Origin of the sequence: Nitratireductor sp. (genome assembly GCF_017794765.1) — a bacterium.
GTDB lineage: Bacteria > Pseudomonadota > Alphaproteobacteria > Rhizobiales > Rhizobiaceae > Nitratireductor.
Window position 1 is genome coordinate 2680176 of record NZ_CP051236.1, and the last position, 24084, is coordinate 2704259.

A 24084-nucleotide genomic window follows, 5' to 3' on the forward strand; every position below is an offset into this window, starting at 1 on the left:
ATCGCTGCCGTCAATGACGTCTTGCCGTGGTCAACGTGACCAATCGTGCCGATGTTCACATGCGGCTTCGTACGCTCAAATTTACCTTTGGCCATTGCAACTTCCTTTGGCGCCGTGGATGCGTTTGGGTTTTAGATGCGGGGCGATTACCGACAAAGTCGATAAATTACAAGCCCCTTTACCATCTCAGGGGTCATCGCGCGCCTTTTGGCTGCGCAAACGCCACGAAGCCACCCGCTGCGGCTGAACATTCTCGCCGATGCCAAGAGAGACAGGCAACGCAAAGACGTTCAAACGAAGTCGAAAACACGGAGTAAGCTGGAGCGGGTAGCGGGAATCGAACCCGCATATTCAGCTTGGAAGGCTGCTGCTCTACCATTGAGCTATACCCGCCGGGTTCGCTTCGCTGGCTCTGATCGACGGTGGTGGAGGGGGCTGGATTCGAACCAGCGTACGCATAGCGAACGGATTTACAGTCCGTCTCCTTTAACCACTCGGACACCCCTCCGTTTCCGTCGGAGCTTCAGCGACGTGGCGGAATTTCGAAAGGCAAATCGCCCTGCTCCGTTCCGCGATGCGCCTTATGACGAGGCCGCTCACCGGTGTCAACCGCCTGTCGCAATTCTTCGTCGAAAAACTTTCATCCTGTAAATCCGGTTTCCAGAATGCCGCCGCCGGACTATAGAAACGCCATGAGCGACGATCAAAATTCCAGAACCCCGAAAGACAGCCATTATGCCCGCCTGCGGCGCGCGCACAGAGAGCGCGCCGCGCAGAAGCGCGGAGGAAAAGCCCCTGTTCACGCCGACATCAATACCGACGATGGCATTGTCCGCCTCTACGGCCTCCATACCGTTCGCGCAGCTCTCGAAAATCCGCAACGTCGAATCAGGCGCCTCTATGTCACCCGAAACGCTTCCGCGCGTCTGGAACTGAATGACCTGACGTCCCTGCCCTTTCCGGTCGAAACGGTCGAACCGCGCGAGATTGACCGGCTTGTCGGGCCTGATGCGGTCCATCAGGGGGTGCTCCTGGAAGCCGAGCCTCTGAGCCACAAGCCGCTTCGGGATCTGGACGGAGCCGCTCTCGTCCTCGTGCTTGATCAGGTCACGGATCCGCACAATGTCGGCGCCATCATGCGTTCTGCCGTGGCTTTCGGCGTGAACGCCCTGGTGACGACTGCGCGCCACAGCCCGGCCGAATCCGGCGTTCTTGCCAAGGCAGCCTCCGGCGCGCTCGAACATATCGACCATCTGACGGTCCGCAATCTCGCCGAGGCACTCGAGGAGCTTTCCCAGGCCGGATTTCAGACAATTGGGCTCGATTCCGAAGGCCCCGAGCCGCTGGAAAACACGTTCCAGGCGGACCGGATCGCTCTGGTGCTGGGGGCAGAAGGAAAAGGCCTCCGGCAAAAAACCCGTGAAACCGTCTCCGCCCTGGCGCGCCTGGACATGCCTGGAGCCATCAGATCGTTGAATGTGTCGAATGCGGCCGCGGTCTCACTCTACGCTGCCTGCAGGCATCTGAACATCATTTCAGGCGGATGAAACCCTGGCATCGGTGCGGGATTTCCGTATCGCCCCGTTACCGATAGAATGGCGGCGTTGACAGAACACAATCGTACGGGACTGGGATGCCAATGAGGCTGCACCGCTTACAGTTGATCATTGCCGCCATGGCCTTGACCGTCTCCCAATCCCTGGGTGAGGAGAACAAGGTCCTGGCAGGTTGGTTCGATGCCCTGCGCACCGCCGACCAGCAGGCGCTCTCCGACCTGTTGTCCGATGATGCTCGGATCATTCTCAACGACATCGGAATTGAACAGACAAAGGAAGAATTTCTCGAATCCATCGACGCGTGGGAGGAAGCCGCTGGTAACGGCTCCGGCATCCGTTATCGTGTAGACGAGGAAACGAACGATGAAGCAGTCGTCACCGTCTGCTATGATTTTCCCAGCAACTCCGTTCTCACGAACGAACGGTTTATCATCAGGGAAGCAAAGATAAAGGAAAGCCGTCAGACCCAGATCGGCGAGAGCTGCGACGATTTCTAAGCGATCTGCTTCTAGGCGTTCTGCTGCGCACCGCTGCTTTCGGCACGAGGTTGTCACCCATGTCCTGGGTACGATCTGTTACCCATGTCTCCGGGCCGGACAACGGAAAGGATGGTGCCCCCGGACGGACTCGAACCGCCGACCCCCTGATTACAAATCAGGTGCTCTACCAACTGAGCTACAAGGGCATCCGGCGCTCCGTTAGCACAAAGTGCGCGAGAGTAAAATCAAAACTGGCATCGACCATATACGATCCCCACATGAATGCGAGTTCGATTGCCTTTGCAGGCGAACCTTCACGTGCTAACCGATAGCAGCCCGCCGCTAATCCAAGGCAGTCCGATTGCCATGACCCAACAACCAATGGCCCTCGCCTTCGTTTCCGCCGACACCGACAATGCCCGGGAAGCGGCGAAGCGGTTGTCAGCGCTCTACGGCCAGGAACGCCCCGAGGACGCCGACGTCATCGTGGCGCTCGGCGGTGATGGCTTCATGCTGCATATACTCCGTGAAACGATGGGAGCGGGAAAGCGCATCTATGGGATGAATCGCGGCTCGATCGGCTTTTTGATGAACGAATACCGTGAGAACGGTTTACGAGAGCGGGTCGCCGCAGCAATTCCTGAAACCGTACGCCCCCTCCAGATGGAGGCTCTGGACGCCGATGGCAACAAGGTCAGGGCAGTTGCCGTCAACGAGGTTTCACTTCTGCGTCAGTCTTACCAGGCGGCCAAGATCCGGATTGCCATCGATGACAAGGTACGCCTCGAAGAGCTGATATGTGACGGCGTAATGGTTGCAACGCCCGCCGGCTCCACAGCCTATAATCTTTCCGCGCACGGCCCAATCCTTCCGCTTGATGCGCCGCTTCTTGCACTCACTCCGGTCAGTCCGTTTCGTCCGCGCCGCTGGCGTGGCGCACTGCTCTCCAACCAGGCGACCGTGCGTTTTGACATTCTCGAGCCTGAAAAGCGCCCGGTGAATGCGGTCGCCGACCATACCGAGATCAAGTCGGTCGTGTCAGTCATGGTTCGCGAATCGCACGAGGAAACCGTTACCGTGCTGTTCGACGAAAGCCATTCGTGGAACGAACGCATCCTTTCCGAGCAGTTCCGTTACTGAACAATAGCTGACTTTACGGCAAGTGATCTGTTGACATCGAACGCTCCAAGCCGTACGCCCTCGAGGGATTCGAGGTTCCAAGGCCTCACAAGGCGGCACTACGCCGCAGAAACAAAGACAGCCGAAACGTGCCAGCAGAAGAACAAGACACCGCTCAGGAAGCGTTGACATTTTCCGATCTGGGTCTGTCCCAGAAGGTCCTCTCCGCCGTGGCCGATGCGGGCTACACGCAACCCACACCGATCCAGGCAGGCGCAATACCGCATGCTCTGGGCGGCAAGGATGTTCTGGGGATTGCTCAGACGGGCACCGGAAAGACAGCATCCTTCGTCCTGCCCATGCTTACGCGACTGGAGCGCGGACGCGCCAGGGCACGCATGCCCCGGACACTCATTCTGGAACCGACACGGGAACTCGCCGCGCAGGTCGAGGAGAATTTTGTCAAATATGGCAAAAACCACCGGCTCAACATCGCGCTTCTGATCGGTGGCGTTTCATTCGACGAGCAGGAGAAAAAGCTGGAGCGCGGCGCCGATGTGCTGATCGCAACACCTGGTCGCCTTCTTGATCACTTCGAGCGCGGAAAACTGCTTCTGACGGGTGTCGAGATTCTTGTTATCGACGAGGCAGACCGTATGCTCGACATGGGCTTCATCCCCGACATCGAGCGCATCTGCAAGCTGATACCCTTCACACGGCAGACCCTCTTCTTCTCGGCCACCATGCCGCCTGAGATCACCAAGCTCACCGAGCAGTTTCTACAGGCGCCGGTGCGTGTCGAGGTCTCGCGCCCGGCGACCACCGCCACGAACATCACCCAGCGTTTTGTCAAATGCGGCGCGAAGCCCTGGGAGAAACGCGAGCGCCTGCGGTCGCTGATCGATTCTCAGGGCGACACGCTGAAGAACGCGATCATCTTCTGCAACCGCAAGAGTGAAGTGGCGACGCTCTTCCGCTCTCTCGTTCGTCACGAGTATGACGCCGGCGCGCTCCATGGAGACATGGATCAGCGTGCGCGAATGACGATGCTGGAGAACTTCCGCAAGGGCAATCTGAAGCTGCTCGTCGCGTCTGACGTTGCCGCGCGCGGACTCGATATCCCCGCTGTGAGCCACGTGTTCAATTTCGACATTCCCACCCACGCCGATGACTATGTGCACCGGATCGGCCGTACCGGTCGTGCAGGCCGCGAGGGCGCTGCCTTCACGCTGATCACCAAGGCTGATCGCAAATACATGGATTCAATCGAAAAACTGATTGGCCAGGAAGTCGAATGGCTGGACGGTGATTTGTCCACATTGCGCGCGGACGAAAGTGCCGACGACGACAAGCGCGGCCACGGAACAAAGCGCAGTGGGAAAGCCGATACGGCAGGGGACGAGAGAAAGTCCTCCGGAAAGAAATCGCGCAAGCGCGACATCAAATCCGAAAACGCCGAACGCAAGGCGAAACAGGACAAGCCGGAGCAGCCCAAAGAGCAGCGTCGCCATCAACGCGAGGACGACACAACAGTCGGCTTCGGTGAGGATGTGCCCGCTTTCATGAAGATCCCGGTGAAGACCTGAATCAGAGCTGCATCATTCGATAAACAACGCCGTTGCCGGTATTTTCCTGCAGCGGCTTTTTTTTACGAGACGAGCTACTTTTTCCCGCTTCGCACGCTCGCCTCGAAGGCGCGGTGAGCCCAGAGCGTCATTTCATCAGGATCATCAATCGCGCTCTCAGGGATGGACCAGTAAGGCATGGCGACTGGTCCGCGCCCTCTCCCGCCGACAGGTATCCATTGCCTGGAACCACTGGTCAGGAACATCGGGACGGTCTGGGCGTCAGCCTTCAGCAATATCTCGCCATTGACCTGCAATGCGAAGACGATGCCCTGATGGTAAATTCCCTTGCCGCCGAACATGGGTCGGATCGTAACCGGGCCAAGGCCCGCAAACATATCACGTATGGCGTCGTCGTCCACAGAGAGTCTGTCAGGCAGTACCGCGCGCTTCGGCAAGCGCCTTCAGGTCTGCAGGCTTCAACTCGATGGACTCGCCGCAACCACAGGCCGATGTCTGGTTGGGATTGTTGAACGTGAAGCCGGTGCGAAGCTTGGTGACCTCGAAGTCAAGCTCGGTGCCAAGCAGAAAAAGGGCAGCCTCCGGGGCGACATAAACATGCGCACCCTCATGTTCCACATGGTCATCCTTGGGGTCCGCCTCAGTGACGAGGTCCACCGTGTATTCCATGCCCGCGCAGCCGCCCTTCTTGATGCCGACGCGCACACCGATCGCGCCTTCACGGACGGCAACGATCTCGCGTACGCGGCTAGCAGCCGCGTCGGTCATGGTCATCACTTGAAATCGGCTCATCAAATTCTCCATTCACGGCGAGTGAAAGGCTCGCGGAAAGGTTCTCTTCTCAAGATGGGCAAGAACGCGCAGCGTTGCAAGTGCAGACCTCAGTACCAGCCAACGGCGAACTGGGCTTCCTCGGACATGCGATCGGGTGTCCAGGGCGGATCGAAAACCATCGTCACTTCAACGTCGCTGACACCTTCTACCGTGCTTACGGCATTTTGGACCCAGCCGGGCATTTCTCCGGCCACCGGGCAGCCCGGAGCGGTCAGTGTCATGTCGATTTTTACAGAGCGGTCATCCTCGATATCGACTTTGTAGATCAGGCCGAGCTCATAGATGTCGGCAGGGATTTCGGGGTCGTAGACGGTCTTCAGCGCGCTGACGATGTCATCTGTCAGGCGTGCAAGCTCTTCCTGCGGAATGGACGACGTCCTGGCTTCCGTTTCCTGCGGGGCCGTGGTCCCGGCCGTCTGCTCGGTATCCTGCGGTGTGTCAGTCATCTTGTTCACCCGAAAAAACGCCGCGCTTTCTCAAGCGCTTCAGCGAGGGCGTCGACCTCCTCGCGTGTGTTGTACATGCCGAACGATGCACGGCATGTGGAGGTCACGCCAAAATGTTTCAAGAGCGGCTGCGCGCAATGCGTCCCGGCTCTGACGGCAACGCCGGCCCGGTCTATCACCATTGACACGTCGTGCGCATGGATGCCCTGAAGCTCAAAAGAGACTATAGCCCCTTTGCCCGGAGCATTGCCGAAAATACGCAGTGAGTTGATGCGGCCAAGCTGCTCATGCGCGTAGCGCACAAGGTCCGCCTCATAAGCTGCGATCGCCTCCCGGCCAATGCCTTCGATGTAGTCCAGTGCCGCGCCAAGCCCGATGGCCTGCACGATCGGCGGCGTGCCCGCCTCGAAGCGGTGCGGCGGATCATTGTAGGTGACATTGTCGAGTGTCACATCCTCAATCATCTCTCCGCCGCCCTGGAAGGGCCGCATGGCCGCAAGGCGATCTTTCTTGCCATAGAGCACGCCAATGCCCGAAGGACCGTAGAGCTTGTGCCCGGTGCAGACATAGAAATCGCAATCGAGCGCCTGCACGTCGACCGGGAGATGAACGGCCCCCTGGCTGCCATCGACGAGAACCGGAATGCCACGCTCATGCGCGATCTGGATGATCTCTTTGAGAGGTGTGACCGTGCCGAGAACATTCGACATATGCGTGATCGCGACAAGCCGCGTGCGGTCGGTCAGCGTCTTCTCGAAAGCCTCGACCGTGAGCGCGCCTTCCTCATCGACCGGGATCCAGGAAAGCCTGGCGCCATGGCGCTCGCGCAAAAAATGCCATGGCACGATATTGGAGTGATGCTCCATGATCGACAGAACGATTTCATCGCCCTCGCCGATATTGGGCATCGCATGGCCGTAGGCGACGGTGTTGATCGCCTCGGTGGCCGACTTGGTGAAAATGATCTGATCGGTGCTCTCCGCATTCAGGAAGCGCCGAACCGTTTCACGCGCCTTTTCATAGGCGTCCGTGGCAGCGTTCGAGAGAAAGTGCAGGCCGCGATGAACATTGGCGTATTCATTGCTGTAGGCATGCGTAATCGCATCGATGACCGCCTGCGGTTTCTGCGCCGATGCGCCGTTGTCGAGATAAACGAGCGGTTTGCCGTAAACCTCGCGCGCAAGGATGGGGAAATCCCGGCGAACGGCCTCAACGTCATAACGCATAGTTTCGACCTTCTGGTCCATTTCGAACCCCGCGTGCCCGCCCCTCGTCCAGAAAGGCGGGCGTGAGTGGTTTAGAATTAGCCGTGCTCGGCGAACCAGTCGACCAGCCGGGCCTCCAGCGCCTCGATCACGGTTTCGTCCTCGAGCTCCTCGATCACCTCGGCGACGAACGCCTTGACCAGCAGACCGCGTGCGGTTTTCTCGTCGATGCCGCGCGCCATCAGGTAGAAGAGATGCTCTTTCTCAATATCGGTCACTGTCGCGCCGTGGCCGCACGCCACATCGTCGGCGAAGATCTCGAGTTCCGGCTTGGAAGAGAACCCGCCATCATCGGACAGCAACAGCGTGTTGCAGGCCATCTTGGCATCGGTCTTCTGGGCGACCTTCGCAACGCGGATCTGGCCCTGGAACACGCCATTGGCCTTGCCCGTGACAACATTGCGGAAGGTCTCGGTGGAAACCGTGTCGGGTGCCAGGTGATCGAGCACCATGGTCACATCGCAATGGGTCTCACCGCCAAGCAGGTTCACGCCGCGAAGCCTGAACTCGGAGCCCTCGCCCCGCGCTGCAACCTTGACCTCCTGACGAACCAGCCTGCCGCCACTGTTGAGGATGAAGAGCGTGAGGCTCGCATCCTTGCCCAACGAAGCGGTGAACTGGCCAAGATAGGCCGCATCGTCCGGCTGCTCCTGAAGCAGAATCCAGAACACATGCGCGCCATCGGCGACATCCAGGTGGGTGACGGAAGAAGCAAGCGCATCGCCAACACCGGTCTGACGCTCAATAATGGTCGCCTTTGAGCCGGCTGCCGCGTTGACCACGAAACGGCCATGCACCTGACCGCCCGCATGGATATTCTGAAGCTCGACAGGACGATCGAGCTCAGCACCTTCGGCAATGTTGAGCCAGTAGCCATCCGAAACAAAGGCCGCATTGATCGCACCGACTGCATCAAATCGGTCGGAGGGCGTCAGCCATTCGGCAGACAGTGCACCTTCCTGAAGCTTGTCGGCGAGCGTGGCAACGGTGAGCCCTTCGGGTCCCGCCGGGCGACCATGTGAGGCGCCGTTCAGCACCGGCAGAATGAGCGCGTTTTCGATCAGCGGCGCAACGGCCTCGGCATTGGCGACCGGCTTGAAATCCGGAACCACGGAAAGAAGCCGGCGCAGATCCGTGTAGTGCCAGGCTTCGACACGGCGCGTGGGCAGGCCCTGCTTGAGAAGCTCGAGTGCCTCATCGCGACGGACGGTGACGTCGGCATCACCCGGCAGGTCGGAAAATCGGCTGGAATAGCCGTTGACCAGCGCCGTCTCGGCCTCCGTCAGCGTGTTTTGAGTATGAAGGTTCATCTCATCACCTCAAGCGGCTGCGTCAATGACGCCGGCATATCCGTTCTTCTCCAGCTCCAGCGCCAGATCCTTGTCGCCAGACTTGATGACCTGGCCGCGGTAGAGAACGTGAACCGTGTCCGGAACGATGTAGTCGAGAAGGCGCTGGTAGTGGGTGATCACCAGCACGGCGCGATCAGGCGAACGCAGGGCGTTTACGCCATCGGCAACAATCTTCAGCGCATCGATGTCGAGGCCGGAATCGGTCTCGTCAAGAACGCAGAGTTTTGGCTCCAGAAGCTTCATCTGCAGGATTTCAGCCCGCTTCTTCTCGCCACCGGAGAAGCCGACGTTGAGCGGACGCTTGAGCATGTCCATGCTCATCTCCAGCTCGTCGGCGGCAGCACGAACCCGCTTCAGCATCTCAGGGATCTTCAGCTCTTCCTCGCCGCGCGCCTTGCGCTGTGCATTGATGGCGGTCTTGAGGAACTCCATCGTGGCAACGCCCGGAATTTCGAGCGGGTACTGGAAAGCGAGGAAAATGCCGGCGGCAGCACGCTCGGCCGGGTCCATCTCCAGAATGGACTCACCATTGTAGAGGATCTCGCCCTCGGTCACCTCGTAATCGTCACGACCGGCAAGGATGTAAGACAGCGTCGACTTGCCGGAGCCGTTCGGCCCCATGATCGCGGCCACTTCGCCGGCCTTCACAGACAGGTTGAGGCCACGGATGATCTCGGTGCCATCCTCGGCGATGCGGGCGTGCAGGTTTTTGATCTCAAGCATGATTTTTTCCAAACAAATGCGCCGGCCTCAGCCGACCGAACCTTCAAGCGAAATACCGATGAGCTTCTGCGCCTCGACGGCGAACTCCATCGGCAACTCCTGGATGACGTCCTTGACGAAGCCGTTGACGATGAGCGCGATCGCCTCTTCCTCGGGAATGCCGCGCTGCATGACGTAGAACAGCTGATCCTCGGAAATCTTCGACGTAGTCGCCTCGTGCTCGAACTGCGCGGTGGCGTTCTTCGCCTCGATGTAAGGCACCGTGTGCGCGCCGCAGTCATTGCCGATCAGCAGGCTGTCGCACTGGGTGAAGTTGCGGGCGTTGGCCGCCTTGCGGTGGGCCGAAACCTGTCCCCGATAGGTGTTCTGGGAATGGCCGGCGGAAATGCCCTTGGAGATGATGCGGCTCGACGTGTTCTTGCCCAGATGCAGCATCTTGGTGCCGGAATCTATCTGTTGATGGCCGTTGGAAACGGCAATCGAGTAGAACTCGCCGCGGCTGTTGTCGCCACGCAGGATGCAGGACGGGTATTTCCAGGTAATCGCCGAACCGGTCTCGACCTGGGTCCAGGAGATCTTGGAGTTTTTGCCCCTGCAGTCGCCGCGCTTGGTGACGAAGTTGTAGATGCCGCCCTTGCCCTCGGAATCGCCCGGATACCAGTTCTGGACCGTGGAGTACTTGATCTCCGCATCGTCCAGCGCAATGAGCTCGACCACGGCTGCGTGCAACTGGTTCTCGTCGCGCTGCGGCGCGGTGCAGCCTTCCAGATAGGACACATATGCACCCTCTTCCGCGATGATCAGCGTACGCTCGAATTGACCGGTATTGCGCTCGTTGATGCGGAAATAGGTTGATAATTCCATCGGGCAGCGTACGCCCTTCGGCACATACACGAAGGAACCATCCGTGAAGACGGCAGAGTTCAGCGCAGCATAGTAATTGTCCGATACCGGTACGACCGAGCCCAGATATTTCTGGATCAGCTCGGGATGCTCGCGGATCGCCTCGGAGATCGAGCAGAAAATCACGCCGGCCTTGGCAAGCTCTTCCTTGAACGTGGTCACGACCGACACGGAATCGAACACCGCATCAACCGCCACACGTCCGGAGCTATAGACATTGTCGCTCGGGTTTTCTTCCAGTTCGCTTGGCTCGCCCTGCTTGCGCACGCCGGCGAGAATTTCCTGCTCCCTCAAGGGGATACCAAGCTTTTCATAGGTCTTGAGCAACTCCGGATCGACTTCGTCCAGCGACTTCGGGCCGGTCTGATTTTTCGGCGCTGCATAGTAGTGCAGATCCTGAAAATCGATCTTCGGATAGCTGACCCGCGCCCAGCTCGGCTCTACCATGGCCTGCCACCGCTTGTAGGCGTTCAGGCGCCACTCCGTCATCCATTCCGGCTCTTCCTTCTTGGCCGAAATGAAACGGATGATGTCTTCATTCAGGCCTTTGGGCGCCAGATCGCTTTCGATAAGCGTCTCAAAACCATATTTATACTGGTCCACATCGATCATGCGGACCTGATCAATCGTCTCCTGCACGGCAGGCATATGCGTTCTCCATCCATGCCGGGGTCAAGGCCCGGCCGTCTTCAAATTTGCACACCCTGATTGCCTTGTGGCAAACCTGATGTAGTGCTTCGGAGCGGACGTTTCATCCGGTCACATATTAAATATGTGTCTTTTTCTCCATTTTTATTCTCTTCACCCTCGATTTTTCCCTTTGCCGCTTCACGCGGCTTTCATCCCGGCCTTCGGAGAGCTCTTCCTCCGCGTGGCGATATTGGCCAAAACACTGTCAAACAATGCCAGATCATCTTCAGTGGTCGAGTGACCAATGGAGACCCTCAGCGCGCTTGCCTCGTTCCCCAGCCCCATAGCTTCAAGGACATGGCTTGGCCCAACCCGTCCGGATGAACATGCAGACCCCGCAGAAAGCGCCACACCGCCCAGATCAAAAGCTATCTGGGCTGTTTCGGCTTTCATGCCGGGAATGGAAAAGAAACTGGTATTCGCAACACGATTTACATCCCGTCCGTGAATCACGGCATCCGGTATACGTTTCAAAACGGCGCTCTCGAAGCGATCCCGCATCTCGGCCATGAGATCGACACGCTCCAGGTTTCCAAGAGCCTCCGCCGCAGCCGCGCCAAAACCGGCATTGGCGGCGAGATTCTCGGTTCCCGCCCGATGCCCTTTTTCCTGACCGCCACCGACGATCAGCGCCCGCGGCATCATCAGGTCGGCATTCCCGACCACTGCTCCCGCTCCCTTGGGACCGCCGATCTTGTGCGACGATAAAATAAAATAATCAGCGTAACCGGCGGAAATATCCAGAGGAATACGGCCCACGGCCTGTACTGCATCAAAGATCGTCGTGGCGCCATTCGCCTTGGCCAGACGTCCGATTTCCTCAATAGGCTGAATGACGCCCGTTTCGTTGTTCACCGCATGTACGGCAACCAGCGGCAGACCTGCATCGCGATCATGCCCAGCCAGCAGAGAGTTCAACGCGCCAAGATCTATCAATCCATCAGATTGAACAGGTATGATCTTGATTTGATTACATGAAAACCGGCCACCCTTCAAAAAACACGGATGATCCGCAGCACTGACATAAAGCTTTGAAAAGCCGAGTGGTGCGCGTCCCATGGTCCAGTAGGGTGTGAGAAGCATCGCTGCCGCCTCGGTCGCGCCAGAGGTAAAGACAACATCCTCCGCCCGCGCGCCAACGAGACGGGCCACATGCGTGCGAGCCTGTTCCAGTATGCGCCTGGCTTCCCTGCCCTCGGTATGAACGGAAGATGGATTCCCCGGCATGGACAGCGCGTCAAGCACAGCCGCCCTTGCGCGCTCGGTGAGCGGCGCACTGGCATTGAAGTCGAGATATGCTCGAGTTGCCGACATTGATCTTGCGCTTTTCTCCGCGAATCCGCTGTCTGCTTCACGTCATTGAGGCCAAACTTGCCCACCTTGACGTAATTTCCTTGAATTTTCAGGGCGAGCCGTCCTATTTACCCGGCTTGCCGATATGATGGTTGCTTACGCGCCATCAATTTTGAACAATTCTAAACTAGCTTCTATGGAGGCGTCGGCGTCGCGTCAAGGGTTAAGGGGCATCGTTCCCCGTGGAACCTGAAATGCTGCGGCGCCCAATGTGGAGTACTCATGCCTGAGGTCATTTTTGCCGGGCCTGCCGGACGTCTGGAAGGACGATATCAGCCGTCGAAGGAAAAGAACGCTCCGATCGCGCTCATCCTGCATCCGCATCCGCATTTCGGCGGCACGATGAACAACAAGATCGTCTACGATCTTTTCTACATGTTCCAAAGCCGGGGTTTCACCACACTGCGTTTTAACTTCCGTGGCATCGGCCGCAGCCAGGGAGCATTCGATCACGGCACCGGGGAGCTCTCCGATGCAGCCGCGGCGCTCGACTGGGTTCAGTCGCTGCATCCCGATTCGAAAAATTGCTGGATCGCGGGCTACTCCTTCGGTGCCTGGATCGGCATGCAGCTCCTGATGCGCCGTCCCGAGATCGAAGGCTTCATGTCCATCTCGCCGCAGCCAAACCTGTACGACTTCTCCTTCCTCGCGCCTTGCCCATCCTCGGGCCTGATCATTCATGGCGACGCCGACAAGGTTGCACCGCCTGCCGACGTTCAGGGCCTCGTTGACAAACTGCAGTCTCAAAAGGGTATCACCATTACGCAGAAGACCATGCCTGGCGTGAACCACTTCTACACCGATCACGTCGACGAACTGATTGGCGAGTGCTCGGATTATCTTGACCGCCGACTGCGCGGTGAACTTTCCGAGCCCCGCCCCAAACGCCTGAAGTAAACCGTTCTGCGGATACGGCATGCTGTATCGCCGCATCCGCCAAAATCAAAGAGCCTGAAAGACCATGACCGCCTTCAAATCCGACTTCCTGCGCACGCTCAGCGAACGCGGGTTCATTCACCAGACGTCTGACGATGCTGGTCTCGATGAACTCTTTCGGAACGAGACGGTAACGGCCTATATCGGCTTCGACCCCACGGCACCCAGCCTGCATGCAGGCGGGCTTATCCAGATCATGATGTTGCACTGGCTGCAACAGACAGGACACCGCCCGATTGCACTGATGGGCGGCGGCACGGGCATGATCGGCGACCCGTCCTTCAAGGACGAGGCGCGCAAGCTGATGACGCCGGAGACGATCGCCGAGAACATTTCCGGCATCAAGAAGGTGTTTTCAAACTACCTCACCTTCGGCGAGGGACCACAGGACGCACTGATGGTCAACAACGCCGACTGGCTTCTGGGCATTAACTATGTCGAGTTCCTGCGTGATGTGGGCCGCCATTTCTCGGTCAATCGAATGCTGTCATTCGATTCCGTGAAACTGCGCCTCGATCGTGAACAGTCTCTCTCTTTCCTGGAATTCAACTACATGATCCTCCAGGCATACGACTATGTGGAGCTGAACAAGCGGCTCGGTTGCCGCCTGCAGATGGGTGGCTCCGATCAGTGGGGCAACATCATCAACGGCATCGATCTCGGCCACCGCATGGGCACGCCGCAGCTCTACGCCCTCACCTCGCCGCTCCTGACCACCGCGTCGGGCGCCAAGATGGGCAAGAGTGCCGAGGGCGCCGTCTGGCTCAACCCGGAGATGCTGGGTGCATATGATTTCTGGCAGTACTGGCGCAACACCGAGGATGCAGATGTCGAGCGCTTCCTGAAACTTTACACCACCATGCCGTTGGACGAGATTGCGCGGCTCGGCGCGCTACAGGGCGCCGAACTCAACGAAGCCAAGAAAATCCTGGCAACCGAAGTGACAGCGATGCTTCACGGCCGCGATGATGCTGAAGAAGCAGCGGAGACCGCGCGCAAGACGTTCGAGGAAGGGGCGCTGGCGCAGACGCTTCCCACAATAGAAGTGGAACGCTCCGCCCTCGAGGATGGGATCGGTGTGCTCTCGCTCTTTGTGACGGCAGGATTGGCCGCGTCCAACGGCGAAGCTCGCCGTCACGTAAAGGGCGGAGCCGTGCGTCTGAACGACCAGCCCGTGAGCGATGACCGACAGGCCGTGACCATCGACAACCTCACAGAGGAAGGCGTAGTGAAACTCTCCCTCGGGAAGAAAAAACACGTGCTTTTGCGTCCGGTCTAGATCGACGCTGTTTAACGCTTCAGAACATTACGGTGCGCCCAGCCGGGCGCACTTTTTTTATCGAAATTCAAATATCTGCCGGAAAATTCCGGGGGCGATGGCCGAGATGGGATTTACTTCCATCTGAGGCTCGGCGAGCTTGCCATACAGTCGATAGGTAATTCCGATCAGTCCGCGATCACGACCGTTTCCAAGGATCTCGCCAAACACCGGTATTTCGCCAAAGATGCGGTTCAGACCGTAGAGTGGCATGAACGTTCCAGTGATCGCAATGTTGTCGTTCGCATCGAACAGCGTCCCCTGGAAGGTCGTGCCGATCAACGGCCCGCGCAGAACACCATCTCTCAACTCCAGTCGCCCCGGACTTTTCAGCACCGTGGCATAGCCGCGTTCAAAGCTGATTCTATTGGCGTCCACCTCGCCATTGCTTTCGGTTGCAGAGACAAGCGAGCGCAGACGGGTTTCATTGACGATGAAAAAGTTTTCTGCCGACACACGGCCACTCAATACACCGCCCTTGCCCTCGCTCAGCGACAGTGCCATCTGCCCGCCTTCCATGTTCTCGTAGAAGTCGACAAAACGCATGACAGCGCCGGCGTCCGACGAATTGGCGGTGATACCGCTTGGGGCCCGCGTCAACGTCACCTTCCCGCCGGACGCCGTTGTGGCCGACATGTCAAGACGGCCCGAGTTCTGCGCGGCAGACGTGTAGTTCAGGATTACATCCCGCAAAACCGCACCGCCGAAACCGGTCACGCTGGCAAGTTTCGCGTCAAGTGTAACGCCGGCGCTAGCCCCTGCTCCGCTTCCGCTATCGGTAGCGCCCCGCCCGGTTGCAAGATAATGCTTGATCATCGCGCGCCCATCCAATGATGCACCACGCACGGTTACCTTGTAGTTCCTGCCCGACCGGTCGACAGAGACAGAAAAATCGTCGCCCCGGTTCAGTCTTGCCTTGTCGAACCGGGCGCTGGAGAGCTCGCCGCCAGCAATAGTAAGGCGCCCTTCGGCTGAAAATGTCTCTCCGGTCAGTCTAAAGTTCGTCAGTTCCATCGACGACGGCGTTTCTTCGAGAATGAAGGACGCCTTCGCAGGGATTCCCGCACCCTTGCTCCAGTTGATCCATGGAAGCGTCAACCGCGCCTTATCCAGCTTTACGGTGAGCGCCTTGCGCCCATCGGCGAGCTCGGAATAGTCCACTGTCATAGGTCCGGAGAGAATACCATCCAGTCCGGGAACCACTTTGTTGCGCATCCTGTCGTCGAGCGTCAGCTCGATCTTGCGTGACCGCTTCAGCCCGGACTCTCCGATAGGCTCGACGAGTTCCAGGCGTGCCGGTACGCCGTTCAGCGTTGCGGAGGCGGAAATGTCCGCCCTGCCCGGCTCGACAATCAGCACGCCATTGGCATCAGCAACCATCTGTCCATCAAAAGGCTTCGTGATCGAAAGGTTTTTGTATTCCAGTGTAGCCTGCCAGCCGAGATCTTCGCGCAGAATGCCATCGCTCAAAGGGATATCCGCGACCACATGCCCGGTCACATCACCGGTCACATCCTGAGGCGCAAGGTCAATCTTGTCGGACACATCGATAGGCTCATATGAAGCCAGCTCAACAATGGCAGGCGCCTTACCGGCTACGTCTATTTCAAGTTTGCCGATACGTGGCTTCACATGAGCATTGCGAACCGTGAGCGATCCCTTGCTGGCAGCCACTTTCCGCCCACTCGGCATGAAGACCGTGCCCGCCTCAATCGCGATATCGATGTCTGAGCCCTGAAACGCGATGCGACCGACCGCGTCTCGCACGGGCGGTATGCGGCCGGCGATGTCGAACCGCGCATCAGAGACAGCGAAGGATCCACTGACTTCTTCATTGTTCAGCGGTTTGCCATTGCCGAAACGCCCCGGAGGCACGCGCAGGCGAAGATTGCCCTCGACAACCCGACCGCCAAAGAGATTTCCCAGCACCCACTCCCTCGCTCCCGAGGCGGCGAACCACGGCCAGAACTGCTTGACCTCATGGGTCGGCATTCCTTCGGTATAGACGGCAAGCGACAGGCCTGGCGTCTTGCCCGCCTGAAAGGTGACCGCAGCACTTGCGGTGATCACGCCGGATGTGGTGGCGATGCGGATCGTGTCCCCGACGATGCGACCATTTCCAGTGTCGATACGCCCGGCAACGCCTGCTACGAAGGGGACCGCGGCTTCAGGCGAATCGATCGGCGCGATCGTGGATTGACCGCTGGCAAGATCAAAACGATAGACCGCACTCCCGGCGCTGGAATTCTCGACAGGAACAATTCGCCCCGTGAAATTGAAAGCAGAACGTCCGACAACCATGTTCGCCTGATTGATGACGATCATGCCCTCATCGTCTCCGACCTCGGCGCGGATGCGGCCAGTTGCGGTCAACACCCCATCGTCCCCAAGATCAAAGGGAGCGTTATCCAGCTCCAGTTCGAATTTCAGCCGGCCATTGCCGATCTTGCGCTCGCCGCCATGCAACGATATGCGAACTGACTCAAGAAGGCCCCTGGTGCGTTCATCACGACCGGAAACGGCCCGCGCAGTCTCCAGAAGCGACGGCGTGGGTGCCGAAATTTCGACATCCACTGACTGGATCGGCCCATCGCGCACGGGGCGCAAGGCAGTTCCAGAAATTTCAATGCCACGGTCGTCGAGCGCGATAGTGCTTTTGAAATCAAGCTTTCCTGAAGGCGCCATGGAAGCATTGATATCAATCTTCATACTCCGCCTGGAGGTGTCATCCAGGATCACCTCAACATCACGCAGGCGCAGGTATCGAGTTCCCATGCGTTCGGTCAGTGCGTAGACACGTCTGAGACCGTCAAAAACATCTTTCTCGACCAGACTGGGATCGAGCGGCTTTTTCCAGCGCGCGACCTCGGCCACCTCCTCGGAGCGCGATGAGAGCGCGGCAAGCTGCACACGCGCACCCGCAATATCTGCGCTTCCGACCTTTATCTGCCCTTTGAGCAATGGCAGCAGCCTGATGCCGAATCGGAGAACATCCGCGTCGATCAGTGTTTCACCGGTTTCGGCTTTGGTTAGATGCGCGTCCCTTATCTCAAGGGCAATCAGGCTGCGATCGCTCGGGACCAATCGCAAGGCCCCCATGGATGTCTCGACATCGTACCCCGCAAGCGTGGTCAGGGCTCCTTGCGCAGCCGACCGCAACCGCTCCTGGCCGATCGAGCCCGTCCCGACGAGCTGAAGCGTCAGTCCAAGAACAACAACGAGCGCAACCACCCCTGCAAAACCGGCAATAAAGCGCCTCAACCAAAGCCAGAACACGGAACGCCGCAGAACCCGCCGCGCCCTGTCATGGGTAGAGGGGTAAGTTTCCAGAGCCGCTATCTCGCCGCGCTTGAACCTGATCTTTCTGTGAGAAGCACCTTGCTGATCCAAAACCGTTCCCGTCGACACTCGCAGCCATGGACGAATCCACTGACATGATTATATCTCTCCCTTTCATCGCCTATCCACAAACAGGGGAAAGAAAATGACAGGACCCGTCAAAGGAAGCGAAGCACCGGACTTTGCATTGCCCGCAGATGGTGGCAGCGAAATCCGACTGTCGGACTTCCGCGGGAGAAACGTCGTGCTGTTCTTCTATCCCAAAAACGACACCAGCGGCTGCACCGCGGAAGCAATCGACTTTACGGCGCTCAAGCCGGAATTCGATGCTCTCGATACGATCCTTCTGGGAATGTCGCCAGACAGCCCCAAGAGCCACGACAAGTTTAAGAGCAAACACGCACTCACGGTGGTTCTCGTTTCCGATCAGGAGAAGGAAACGCTTCAGGCATACGGTGTGTGGGTCGAAAAAAGCATGTATGGGCGCAAATATATGGGTGTCGAGCGCTCAACTTTCCTGATCGGCCGTGACGGTCACGTTGCGGAATCATGGCGCAAAGTAAAAGTGCCAGGCCATGCTCAGTCCGTGCTCGACGCTGTCAAGACGCTTGAAACGGAAGGTCGTTAGATTCCTTCATTGCCAGCCAGTCCCCTGCTGCAACCGCAACCTGTATTCTGACAGGAGCCATGCCGCACCAGCTATTGTGCTTTTGTCCCCCTTCAATCGTAGCGCGAAAAGCTTTGTTAACCCTAATCAAGTGTAATCGGCATCGAACACGGTCCCCTGAACACAAGTTCGATTCTCGATGCACTCACAGCAATCTGCGGTTTTCGGTAAACGCAAGGAACCCCACACGATTATCATCGCGCGGGGCGACACGATCCGGCATTTCACGGTGCGGCCATGGATCGCCGCCCTGGCTGGTTCTGCCATTGCCGCGCTTGCGATAGGATATCTTCTTGCCACCTCCTATCTCGTATTTCGAGACGACCTGATCGGTGCCACCGTTGCACGACAGGCGCGACTTCAGCAGGCCTATGAAGATCGGATTTCCGCCCTGCGCGCTCAACTTGACCGCGTCACCAGCCGCCAGCTTCTCGATCAGCAATTCATGCAGGAAAAGGTCGGCGAGCTGCTTGCACGGCAGGATCAGCTCACCAAGCGTCAAAGCCGGCTCGATCCGGTGCTCAACCGTGCAGGAGCCGATCTGTTGCCGGATAGCGCGCCCGTGCCGGAACCACGGCCGAAAATCAAGGCCGAGATCGAACCACTGCTCGATCCGACGAAGACCGGCAGCATCGCGGTCGCTTCATTTGCTCCTGCGCAAACAGGTTCGCCACCCTGGCCGCTCCGTTCACGGTCGGCTCAGAAGAGTGAGCAACTGTCGGCTGCCGACAAGGCAGACTACCTGTTTGTAAAGCTCAATCGCGCACTGGAATCCATCGAGACAGATCAGATCGACAGTGTGAGGTTGCTTGCCGACGACGCCTATCAGACCGCTGATGCCATTGCCGGCACGCTGGAAGATGTCGGTTTGATAATCCCTGGCGACCACCGAGAAGAGAGTGTCGGCGGTCCGCTTCTTGCGTCCACCACCGCTCTCGTTTTTGAGGACCAGGTGCGGGAACTGGATGAAGCCCTGTCCCGTCTGAATGAAATCAAGGCCAAGGCAAGGCGTCTACCTCTGGCGAGCCCGGCACCCGGGGCGCAGGTATCGAGCCGTTTTGGTGCACGCAAGGATCCGTTTCTCGGCCGCCTCGCCCATCATTCGGGTATCGACTTTCGAGCACGGCGCGGCGCGTCTGTCCATGCGACCGGCTCCGGAACAGTGGTAAAAGCGGGCTGGAACGGCGGTTACGGGCGCATGGTAGAGATCGATCACGGAAACGGTCTTACGACGCGCTATGCCCACATGAGCAAGATTCTTGTAAAGACCGGTGACAGGGTGGAGGTCGGTACGAAGGTGGGAAAGGTCGGCTCGAGCGGCCGCTCCACAGGACCACATCTCCATTATGAAGTGCGCAGATCCGGTACCGCCATAAATCCCTCCCGCTTTCTCACCGCAGGGCGCAAGATCGCCAAGTATCTCCAGAACGACACCTGAAAATGAAAACGGGCGAACGCCTCGCGTCCGCCCGTATATCGTAGGGTGCTGAGACGGCTGGAAACTATGCCAGGTCCTCGACCTCCGCGCCATTGCTGCCATGAACCCGTTGTGACAGTGCAGCTTCCATGAACGCATCCAGCTTGCCGTCGAGTACATCCTGGGGGCTCGTACTCTCAACGCCCGTACGCAGGTCCTTCACCAGCTGATAGGGCTGCAGGACGTAGGAGCGAATCTGGTGGCCCCAGCCAATATCCGTCTTGGAAGCTTCTGTGGCACTGGCTGCGTCTTCACGCTTTTTAAGCTCCTCCTCATAGAGGCGCGCGCGCAACATATCCCAGGCGGTAGCGCGGTTCTTGTGCTGTGAGCGCTCCTTTTGACACTGCACCACAATGCCACTCGGGATGTGTGTTATGCGGACAGCCGAGTCTGTTGTATTGACGTGCTGACCGCCCGCGCCTGACGCCCGGTATGTATCGATGCGAACCTCGGAATCGGGAATATCGATGTCGATCGTGTCATCGATAACGGGGTAGACCCAGGCACTGGCGAATGAGGTGTGTCGTCGCGCATTGCTGTCATAGGGGGAGATACGGACAAGGCGGTGCACGCCCGACTCTGTCTTCAGCCACCCATAGGCATTTCGCCCCTTGATCAGAAGGGTCGCCGACTTGATGCCGGCCTCCTCGCCGTCATGGACCTCCATCACATCGACTTTCATGCCACGGCGCTCTGCCCAGCGCGTGTACATGCGCAGCAGCATTTGCGCCCAGTCCTGGCTCTCGGTACCGCCAGCACCGGCATGAATTTCCAGATAAGTGTCGTTGCCGTCAGCCTCGCCGGAAAGCAAGGTTTCCACCTGGCGGGCGGCGATCTCTTCATTCAGACCTTTGAGAGCGGCTTCTGCTTCCGAAACCACGGAAGTGTCGCCCTCTTCCTCGCCGAGTTCGATCAAGCCGACATTGTCCTCAAGCGCCTGCGAAAGGTTGCGGACACTGGTGATGTTCTCTTCGAGCATCTGACGCTCGCGCATCAGCTTCTGGGCTTCCTGCGGATCATTCCACAGGTCGGCCTCTTCAGCGCGAGCATTGAGATAATCAAGTCTCTTTACCGCTTCATCCCAGTCAAAGATGCCTCCTCAGCAGGCTTATGGCCTGCCTGATTTCGTCGACAAGATTTTCGGTTTCTGCGCGCATTGCAGATCAACACCTCGGTTTTGTTGGATTTTTTCAGAAACAGTATTCTGAATCGCGTCGGACCATATGGAGCGTGCCCGCTTGTGTAAAGCAGACACGCTCACAATCAGGCAACAATATCAGTAGAGTCCGCCAGCGCCCGAGTTCACGGCACGGTTGGCCTGCGGAGAAATGACCCGGGGGCCTCCAGCTCCCTCGAGATCCTCCATGCCAATCACCCAGTAGCTGTCGGCAGGACCCGTCCCCGGTTTAAAAGCTTCCATTATGACGCCGGGCTGTCCGGCCTGGGCGCGCATTCCTGTCTTGCGATCAATGGGAATGATGTTCATGCCCTCCGGCACCTGAAAATCGACGGGGCGCATATCCTTCAGCGCATTCGCCATGAACTCCTTGAAGATCGGAGCAGCGAGACCACCACCGGTGGAGCCACGCCCCATAGGACGCGGGGTGTCGTAGCCCATGAACACGCCAACGACGAGGTCGGGTGTATAGCCAACGAACCATGCGTCTTTCTCGTCATTCGTCGTCCCTGTCTTACCGGCAATCGGGCGGCCGAGCTCGGAAACTGTCACCGCTGTACCGCGCGACACCACCCCCTGCATCATTGAGGTGATCTGATAAGCGGTCATGGGATCGAGAACCTGATCACGATCATTGATGATCTCTGGTTCCTCCTGCCCTTTCCACTCGCTTGCGACACAACCCACACATTCGCGACGATCATGCTTGTAGACCGTTTTCCCGTAGCGGTCCTGAATACGGTCAATCAATGACGGAACGATCTGTTTCCCGCCGTTTGCCATCACCGCATAAGCAGAGACCATACGCATGACCGTCGTCTCCCCGGAACCAAGGGACATGGCCAGCACAGGGAGCATCTTGTCATAAAGACCGAAATGCTCCGCGTAGTCAGCCACAAGCTGCATGCCCATGTCCTTTGCCAGGCGCACAGTCATCAGATTGCGCGAACGTTCGATACCAGCTCGCAATGTCGAGGGACCGGCGGATTTTCCACCATAGTTCTTCGGTTCCCAGACCTCATTGCCGACCTGGATCGAGATTGGCGCATCGAGCACGACCGAAGCCGGCGTATAGCCATTGTCGAGTGCTGCAGCGTAAACGATGGGCTTGAAGGCCGAACCTGGCTGGCGATAGGCCTGCGTCGCCCGATTGAACTGGGAATCGGCATAGGAGAAGCCGCCGACCATCGCCAGAACACGTCCCGTATGGGGATCCATGGCCACCAGGGCGCCTTCGATTTCCGGCACCTGACGCAACTCCCAAGCCCGCTCCGTGTCCGGCTTCTTCTCGACGAAAATCACATCACCGGGCTTCAGAACGTCCGATTGCTTGTTGGCCTTAAGACGTTCGCCATCGACGACATGCCGCATGGCCCACTTCATGTCTTCGAGCGCGATTGTACCTGTTTCGCGTTCTTCCGAGAGTGCGCCGGACACTGTGCGCTCCGGCTTGATGCCTATAGAAATTTTGTCATCTTCAGTTCCAAGAACGACAGCAAGCTTCCATTCTGGAACATCGCTCAACGCCTCGACCTCTCCGAGCGGCACGCCCCAATCGCCGGAGACGTCGATCTGGGTCACCGGTCCGCGATAACCACGCAGCGTATCGTAGCGGATGAGACCGTTTTGCAGCGCCTTGCGGGCATAAAGCTGCAATTTCGGATCGAGTGTCGTCCGGACCGACAGACCGCCTTCGTAAAGCGCGTCTTCGCCATAGCGCGAAATGATGTCGCGACGAACCTCTTCCGTGAAGTACTCACCGGCAAAGAGATAGGTCCCGCGCCGCCGGGGAGAAACATTAAGACCGGTCGCCTTGGCCTTCTCACCCTCCTCGGCAGTTGCATAACCGTTTTCGACCATCTGATCGATCACCCAGTTGCGCCGCTCAATGGCGCGCTCCGTGTACCGGAAAGGGTGGTAATTGGATGGCCCCTTCGGCAGGGCGGCCAGGTAGGCTGCTTCGGCAAGCGTCAGTTCATTGACCGACTTGTCGAAATAAGTCAGGGCCGCTCCGGCGATGCCATAGGAACCAAGGCCGAAAAAGATCTCGTTCAGGTAGAGCTCAAGAATACGGTCCTTGGAATAGGCCTGCTCGATACGGAAGGAGAGCACCATCTCCTTGATCTTGCGCTGCATGGTCTGATCGGAAGTCAGCAGGAAGTTCTTTGCCACCTGCTGCGTAATGGTCGACGCTCCCACGGGCCGGCGACCGGAACCAAAATTCTGAATATTGGTGATCACGGCACGCACAAGACCTGTTACGTCAACGCCCGGGTGCTTGTAGAAGTTCTTGTCTTCGGCAGAGAGAAAGGCAGCCTTGACCCGGTCAGGCACGGCCTGAATGGGAAGATAAAGTCTGCGCTCGCGCGCAAATTCCGCCATCAGTGCGCCGTCGGCGGCATGAACACGGGTGGTTACAGGTGGCTCATACTTCGCCAGGACCTCATAGTCTGGAAGATCTTTTGTAAGATCGCCGACATAAAGCGCGATGCCCGCTGCCACCAGCAACGCCAGCACGATGCCAACGCCAAAGAAATACCCGATGAGACGTACCATGCCCGCTCCAATTCATACTCTGGCGTAGCCCTTTTGCTGCAAAAGCCACAAACCGCCAGAGCCGTCTTTCAAATTCCAACCGCATCGCGAAGACAAATGACGAAACCGCGCCTCGTCATTGCCAGACAGTTCGTCCTCTTCGCCGCCAGCGATTCTATAATACCACTTTTTGTCATGATCTTCCGCCCGGAGCACCCGGTGTTTCCGGAAAATCTTGCATTGGCTCTTACTGCCTTAGTCTTGTGGGCAAAATGCGGCGGTACAAACGGCGGAACCTCTGGCTGAATTAATCATTTCAAGCGTTGCAG

The 24084-nt window shown here is 58.3% G+C and carries 20 protein-coding genes and 3 tRNA genes; 8 read left to right on the forward strand and 15 right to left on the reverse strand.

Annotation, left to right across the window (positions count from 1 at the left end; all coding sequences use genetic code 11):
- From HF949_RS12740 to HF949_RS12750, 3 genes are all read right to left on the reverse strand, one after another.
- Positions 1-95 (reverse strand): GTP-binding protein (locus HF949_RS12740; protein WP_032936484.1); only part of this gene is annotated, 95 nt, incomplete at its 3' end.
- 224 nt (positions 96-319) lie between these two features.
- Positions 320-393 (reverse strand) — tRNA-Gly (locus HF949_RS12745).
- Positions 394-423: 30 nt separating this feature from the next.
- Positions 424-508 (reverse strand) — tRNA-Tyr (locus HF949_RS12750).
- Positions 509-692: 184 nt separating this feature from the next.
- On the opposite strand from HF949_RS12750, the gene HF949_RS12755 reads away from it, so the two are divergent.
- Together HF949_RS12755 and HF949_RS12760 are read left to right on the forward strand one after the other, a co-directional pair.
- The gene (locus HF949_RS12755) at positions 693-1547 is read left to right on the forward strand and encodes a TrmH family RNA methyltransferase (protein ID WP_292895792.1); all 855 of its coding nucleotides are present in this window, start codon (positions 693-695) and stop codon (positions 1545-1547) included.
- 92 nt (positions 1548-1639) lie between these two features.
- The gene (locus HF949_RS12760; RefSeq protein ID WP_292895794.1) at positions 1640-2053 is read left to right on the forward strand and encodes a DUF4440 domain-containing protein; all 414 of its coding nucleotides are present in this window, start codon (positions 1640-1642) and stop codon (positions 2051-2053) included.
- A gap of 112 nt (positions 2054-2165) precedes the next feature.
- Here the strand turns inward: HF949_RS12760 and HF949_RS12765 are convergent.
- Positions 2166-2241: transfer RNA gene (locus tag HF949_RS12765), tRNA-Thr, on the reverse strand.
- Between the two features lie 160 nt (positions 2242-2401).
- On the opposite strand from HF949_RS12765, the gene HF949_RS12770 reads away from it, so the two are divergent.
- Positions 2402-3175 (forward strand): NAD kinase, encoded by a 774-nt coding sequence (locus tag HF949_RS12770; RefSeq protein ID WP_292895796.1) that lies wholly within the window; start codon positions 2402-2404, stop codon positions 3173-3175.
- Positions 3176-3339: 164 nt separating this feature from the next.
- On the forward strand, positions 3340-4740 hold the full coding sequence (locus HF949_RS12775; RefSeq protein WP_292900168.1) for a DEAD/DEAH box helicase: 1401 nt from the start codon (positions 3340-3342) through the stop codon (positions 4738-4740).
- 74 nt (positions 4741-4814) lie between these two features.
- Here HF949_RS12775 and HF949_RS12780 read toward each other — a convergent pair whose 3' ends face one another.
- From HF949_RS12780 to HF949_RS12815, 8 genes are all read right to left on the reverse strand, one after another.
- A complete protein-coding gene (locus HF949_RS12780) occupies positions 4815-5081 on the reverse strand; it encodes a TfoX/Sxy family protein (RefSeq protein WP_404933031.1) in 267 nt (88 codons plus the stop codon).
- 70 nt (positions 5082-5151) lie between these two features.
- Positions 5152-5532, reverse strand: coding sequence for a Fe-S cluster assembly scaffold SufA (gene sufA, locus HF949_RS12785; protein WP_292895800.1), 381 nt, complete (start codon positions 5530-5532; stop codon positions 5152-5154).
- 89 nt (positions 5533-5621) lie between these two features.
- Positions 5622-6020, reverse strand: a complete 399-nt coding sequence (locus HF949_RS12790) for an SUF system Fe-S cluster assembly protein (RefSeq protein WP_292895802.1) — start codon at positions 6018-6020, stop codon at positions 5622-5624.
- A 5-nt stretch (positions 6021-6025) separates the two neighbouring features.
- The gene (locus HF949_RS12795; RefSeq protein WP_292895804.1) at positions 6026-7267 is read right to left on the reverse strand and encodes a cysteine desulfurase; all 1242 of its coding nucleotides are present in this window, start codon (positions 7265-7267) and stop codon (positions 6026-6028) included.
- A gap of 56 nt (positions 7268-7323) precedes the next feature.
- Positions 7324-8595, reverse strand: a complete 1272-nt coding sequence (sufD, locus tag HF949_RS12800; protein WP_292895806.1) for a Fe-S cluster assembly protein SufD — start codon at positions 8593-8595, stop codon at positions 7324-7326.
- Between the two features lie 9 nt (positions 8596-8604).
- Complete coding sequence (sufC, locus tag HF949_RS12805; protein ID WP_292895808.1) at positions 8605-9360, reverse strand: Fe-S cluster assembly ATPase SufC; 756 nt, start codon at positions 9358-9360, stop codon at positions 8605-8607.
- Positions 9361-9387: 27 nt separating this feature from the next.
- Entirely contained in the window at positions 9388-10911 is a 1524-nt protein-coding gene (gene sufB, locus HF949_RS12810) for a Fe-S cluster assembly protein SufB (RefSeq protein WP_292895809.1), read from the reverse strand.
- Between the two features lie 180 nt (positions 10912-11091).
- Positions 11092-12267 (reverse strand): cysteine desulfurase family protein, encoded by a 1176-nt coding sequence (locus HF949_RS12815; protein WP_292895811.1) that lies wholly within the window; start codon positions 12265-12267, stop codon positions 11092-11094.
- 261 nt (positions 12268-12528) lie between these two features.
- Between HF949_RS12815 and HF949_RS12820 the strand changes: the two genes are divergently transcribed.
- Both HF949_RS12820 and tyrS read left to right on the forward strand, forming a co-directional pair.
- Positions 12529-13203, forward strand: a complete 675-nt coding sequence (locus tag HF949_RS12820; protein WP_223004011.1) for an alpha/beta hydrolase — start codon at positions 12529-12531, stop codon at positions 13201-13203.
- 64 nt (positions 13204-13267) lie between these two features.
- Complete coding sequence (tyrS, locus tag HF949_RS12825) at positions 13268-14521, forward strand: tyrosine--tRNA ligase (RefSeq protein WP_292895813.1); 1254 nt, start codon at positions 13268-13270, stop codon at positions 14519-14521.
- A gap of 57 nt (positions 14522-14578) precedes the next feature.
- Here the strand turns inward: tyrS and HF949_RS12830 are convergent, their stop codons facing one another.
- A complete protein-coding gene (locus HF949_RS12830) occupies positions 14579-17950 on the reverse strand; it encodes a YhdP family protein (RefSeq protein WP_292895815.1) in 3372 nt (1123 codons plus the stop codon).
- Positions 17951-18044: 94 nt separating this feature from the next.
- On the opposite strand from HF949_RS12830, the gene HF949_RS12835 reads away from it, so the two are divergent.
- Both HF949_RS12835 and HF949_RS12840 read left to right on the forward strand, forming a co-directional pair.
- Positions 18045-18527, forward strand: coding sequence for a peroxiredoxin (locus HF949_RS12835; RefSeq protein ID WP_292895817.1), 483 nt, complete (start codon positions 18045-18047; stop codon positions 18525-18527).
- A 178-nt stretch (positions 18528-18705) separates the two neighbouring features.
- The gene (locus tag HF949_RS12840; protein WP_292895819.1) at positions 18706-20004 is read left to right on the forward strand and encodes a M23 family metallopeptidase; all 1299 of its coding nucleotides are present in this window, start codon (positions 18706-18708) and stop codon (positions 20002-20004) included.
- 64 nt (positions 20005-20068) lie between these two features.
- Here the strand turns inward: HF949_RS12840 and prfB are convergent.
- Together prfB and HF949_RS12850 are read right to left on the reverse strand one after the other, a co-directional pair.
- A protein-coding gene (gene prfB, locus HF949_RS12845) for a peptide chain release factor 2 (protein ID WP_292895821.1) occupies positions 20069-21200 on the reverse strand; the annotation gives its coding sequence in 2 pieces (ribosomal slippage) (positions 20069-21130 and positions 21132-21200; 1131 coding nt in all).
- A gap of 119 nt (positions 21201-21319) precedes the next feature.
- A complete protein-coding gene (locus HF949_RS12850) occupies positions 21320-23776 on the reverse strand; it encodes a penicillin-binding protein 1A (protein ID WP_292895823.1) in 2457 nt (818 codons plus the stop codon).
- Positions 23777-24084 lie beyond the last annotated feature (308 nt).

What these genes read in the sequence shown, in the direction of transcription:
- HF949_RS12755 (WP_292895792.1), top strand. Translation starts at nt 693, where the DNA reads ATGAGCGACGATCAAAATTCCAGAACCCCGAAAGACAGCCATTATGCC.
- HF949_RS12760 (WP_292895794.1), top strand. Translation starts at nt 1,640, where the DNA reads ATGAGGCTGCACCGCTTACAGTTGATCATTGCCGCCATGGCCTTGACC.
- HF949_RS12770 (WP_292895796.1), top strand. Translation starts at nt 2,402, where the DNA reads ATGACCCAACAACCAATGGCCCTCGCCTTCGTTTCCGCCGACACCGAC.
- HF949_RS12780 (WP_404933031.1), bottom strand. Translation starts at nt 5,081, where the DNA reads ATGTTCGGCGGCAAGGGAATTTACCATCAGGGCATCGTCTTCGCATTG.
- sufA (WP_292895800.1), bottom strand. Translation starts at nt 5,532, where the DNA reads ATGAGCCGATTTCAAGTGATGACCATGACCGACGCGGCTGCTAGCCGC.
- HF949_RS12790 (WP_292895802.1), bottom strand. Translation starts at nt 6,020, where the DNA reads ATGACTGACACACCGCAGGATACCGAGCAGACGGCCGGGACCACGGCC.
- HF949_RS12795 (WP_292895804.1), bottom strand. Translation starts at nt 7,267, where the DNA reads ATGGACCAGAAGGTCGAAACTATGCGTTATGACGTTGAGGCCGTTCGC.
- sufD (WP_292895806.1), bottom strand. Translation starts at nt 8,595, where the DNA reads ATGAACCTTCATACTCAAAACACGCTGACGGAGGCCGAGACGGCGCTG.
- sufC (WP_292895808.1), bottom strand. Translation starts at nt 9,360, where the DNA reads ATGCTTGAGATCAAAAACCTGCACGCCCGCATCGCCGAGGATGGCACC.
- sufB (WP_292895809.1), bottom strand. Translation starts at nt 10,911, where the DNA reads ATGCCTGCCGTGCAGGAGACGATTGATCAGGTCCGCATGATCGATGTG.
- HF949_RS12815 (WP_292895811.1), bottom strand. Translation starts at nt 12,267, where the DNA reads ATGTCGGCAACTCGAGCATATCTCGACTTCAATGCCAGTGCGCCGCTC.
- HF949_RS12820 (WP_223004011.1), top strand. Translation starts at nt 12,529, where the DNA reads ATGCCTGAGGTCATTTTTGCCGGGCCTGCCGGACGTCTGGAAGGACGA.
- tyrS (WP_292895813.1), top strand. Translation starts at nt 13,268, where the DNA reads ATGACCGCCTTCAAATCCGACTTCCTGCGCACGCTCAGCGAACGCGGG.
- HF949_RS12835 (WP_292895817.1), top strand. Translation starts at nt 18,045, where the DNA reads ATGACAGGACCCGTCAAAGGAAGCGAAGCACCGGACTTTGCATTGCCC.
- HF949_RS12840 (WP_292895819.1), top strand. Translation starts at nt 18,706, where the DNA reads ATGCACTCACAGCAATCTGCGGTTTTCGGTAAACGCAAGGAACCCCAC.
- HF949_RS12850 (WP_292895823.1), bottom strand. Translation starts at nt 23,776, where the DNA reads ATGGTACGTCTCATCGGGTATTTCTTTGGCGTTGGCATCGTGCTGGCG.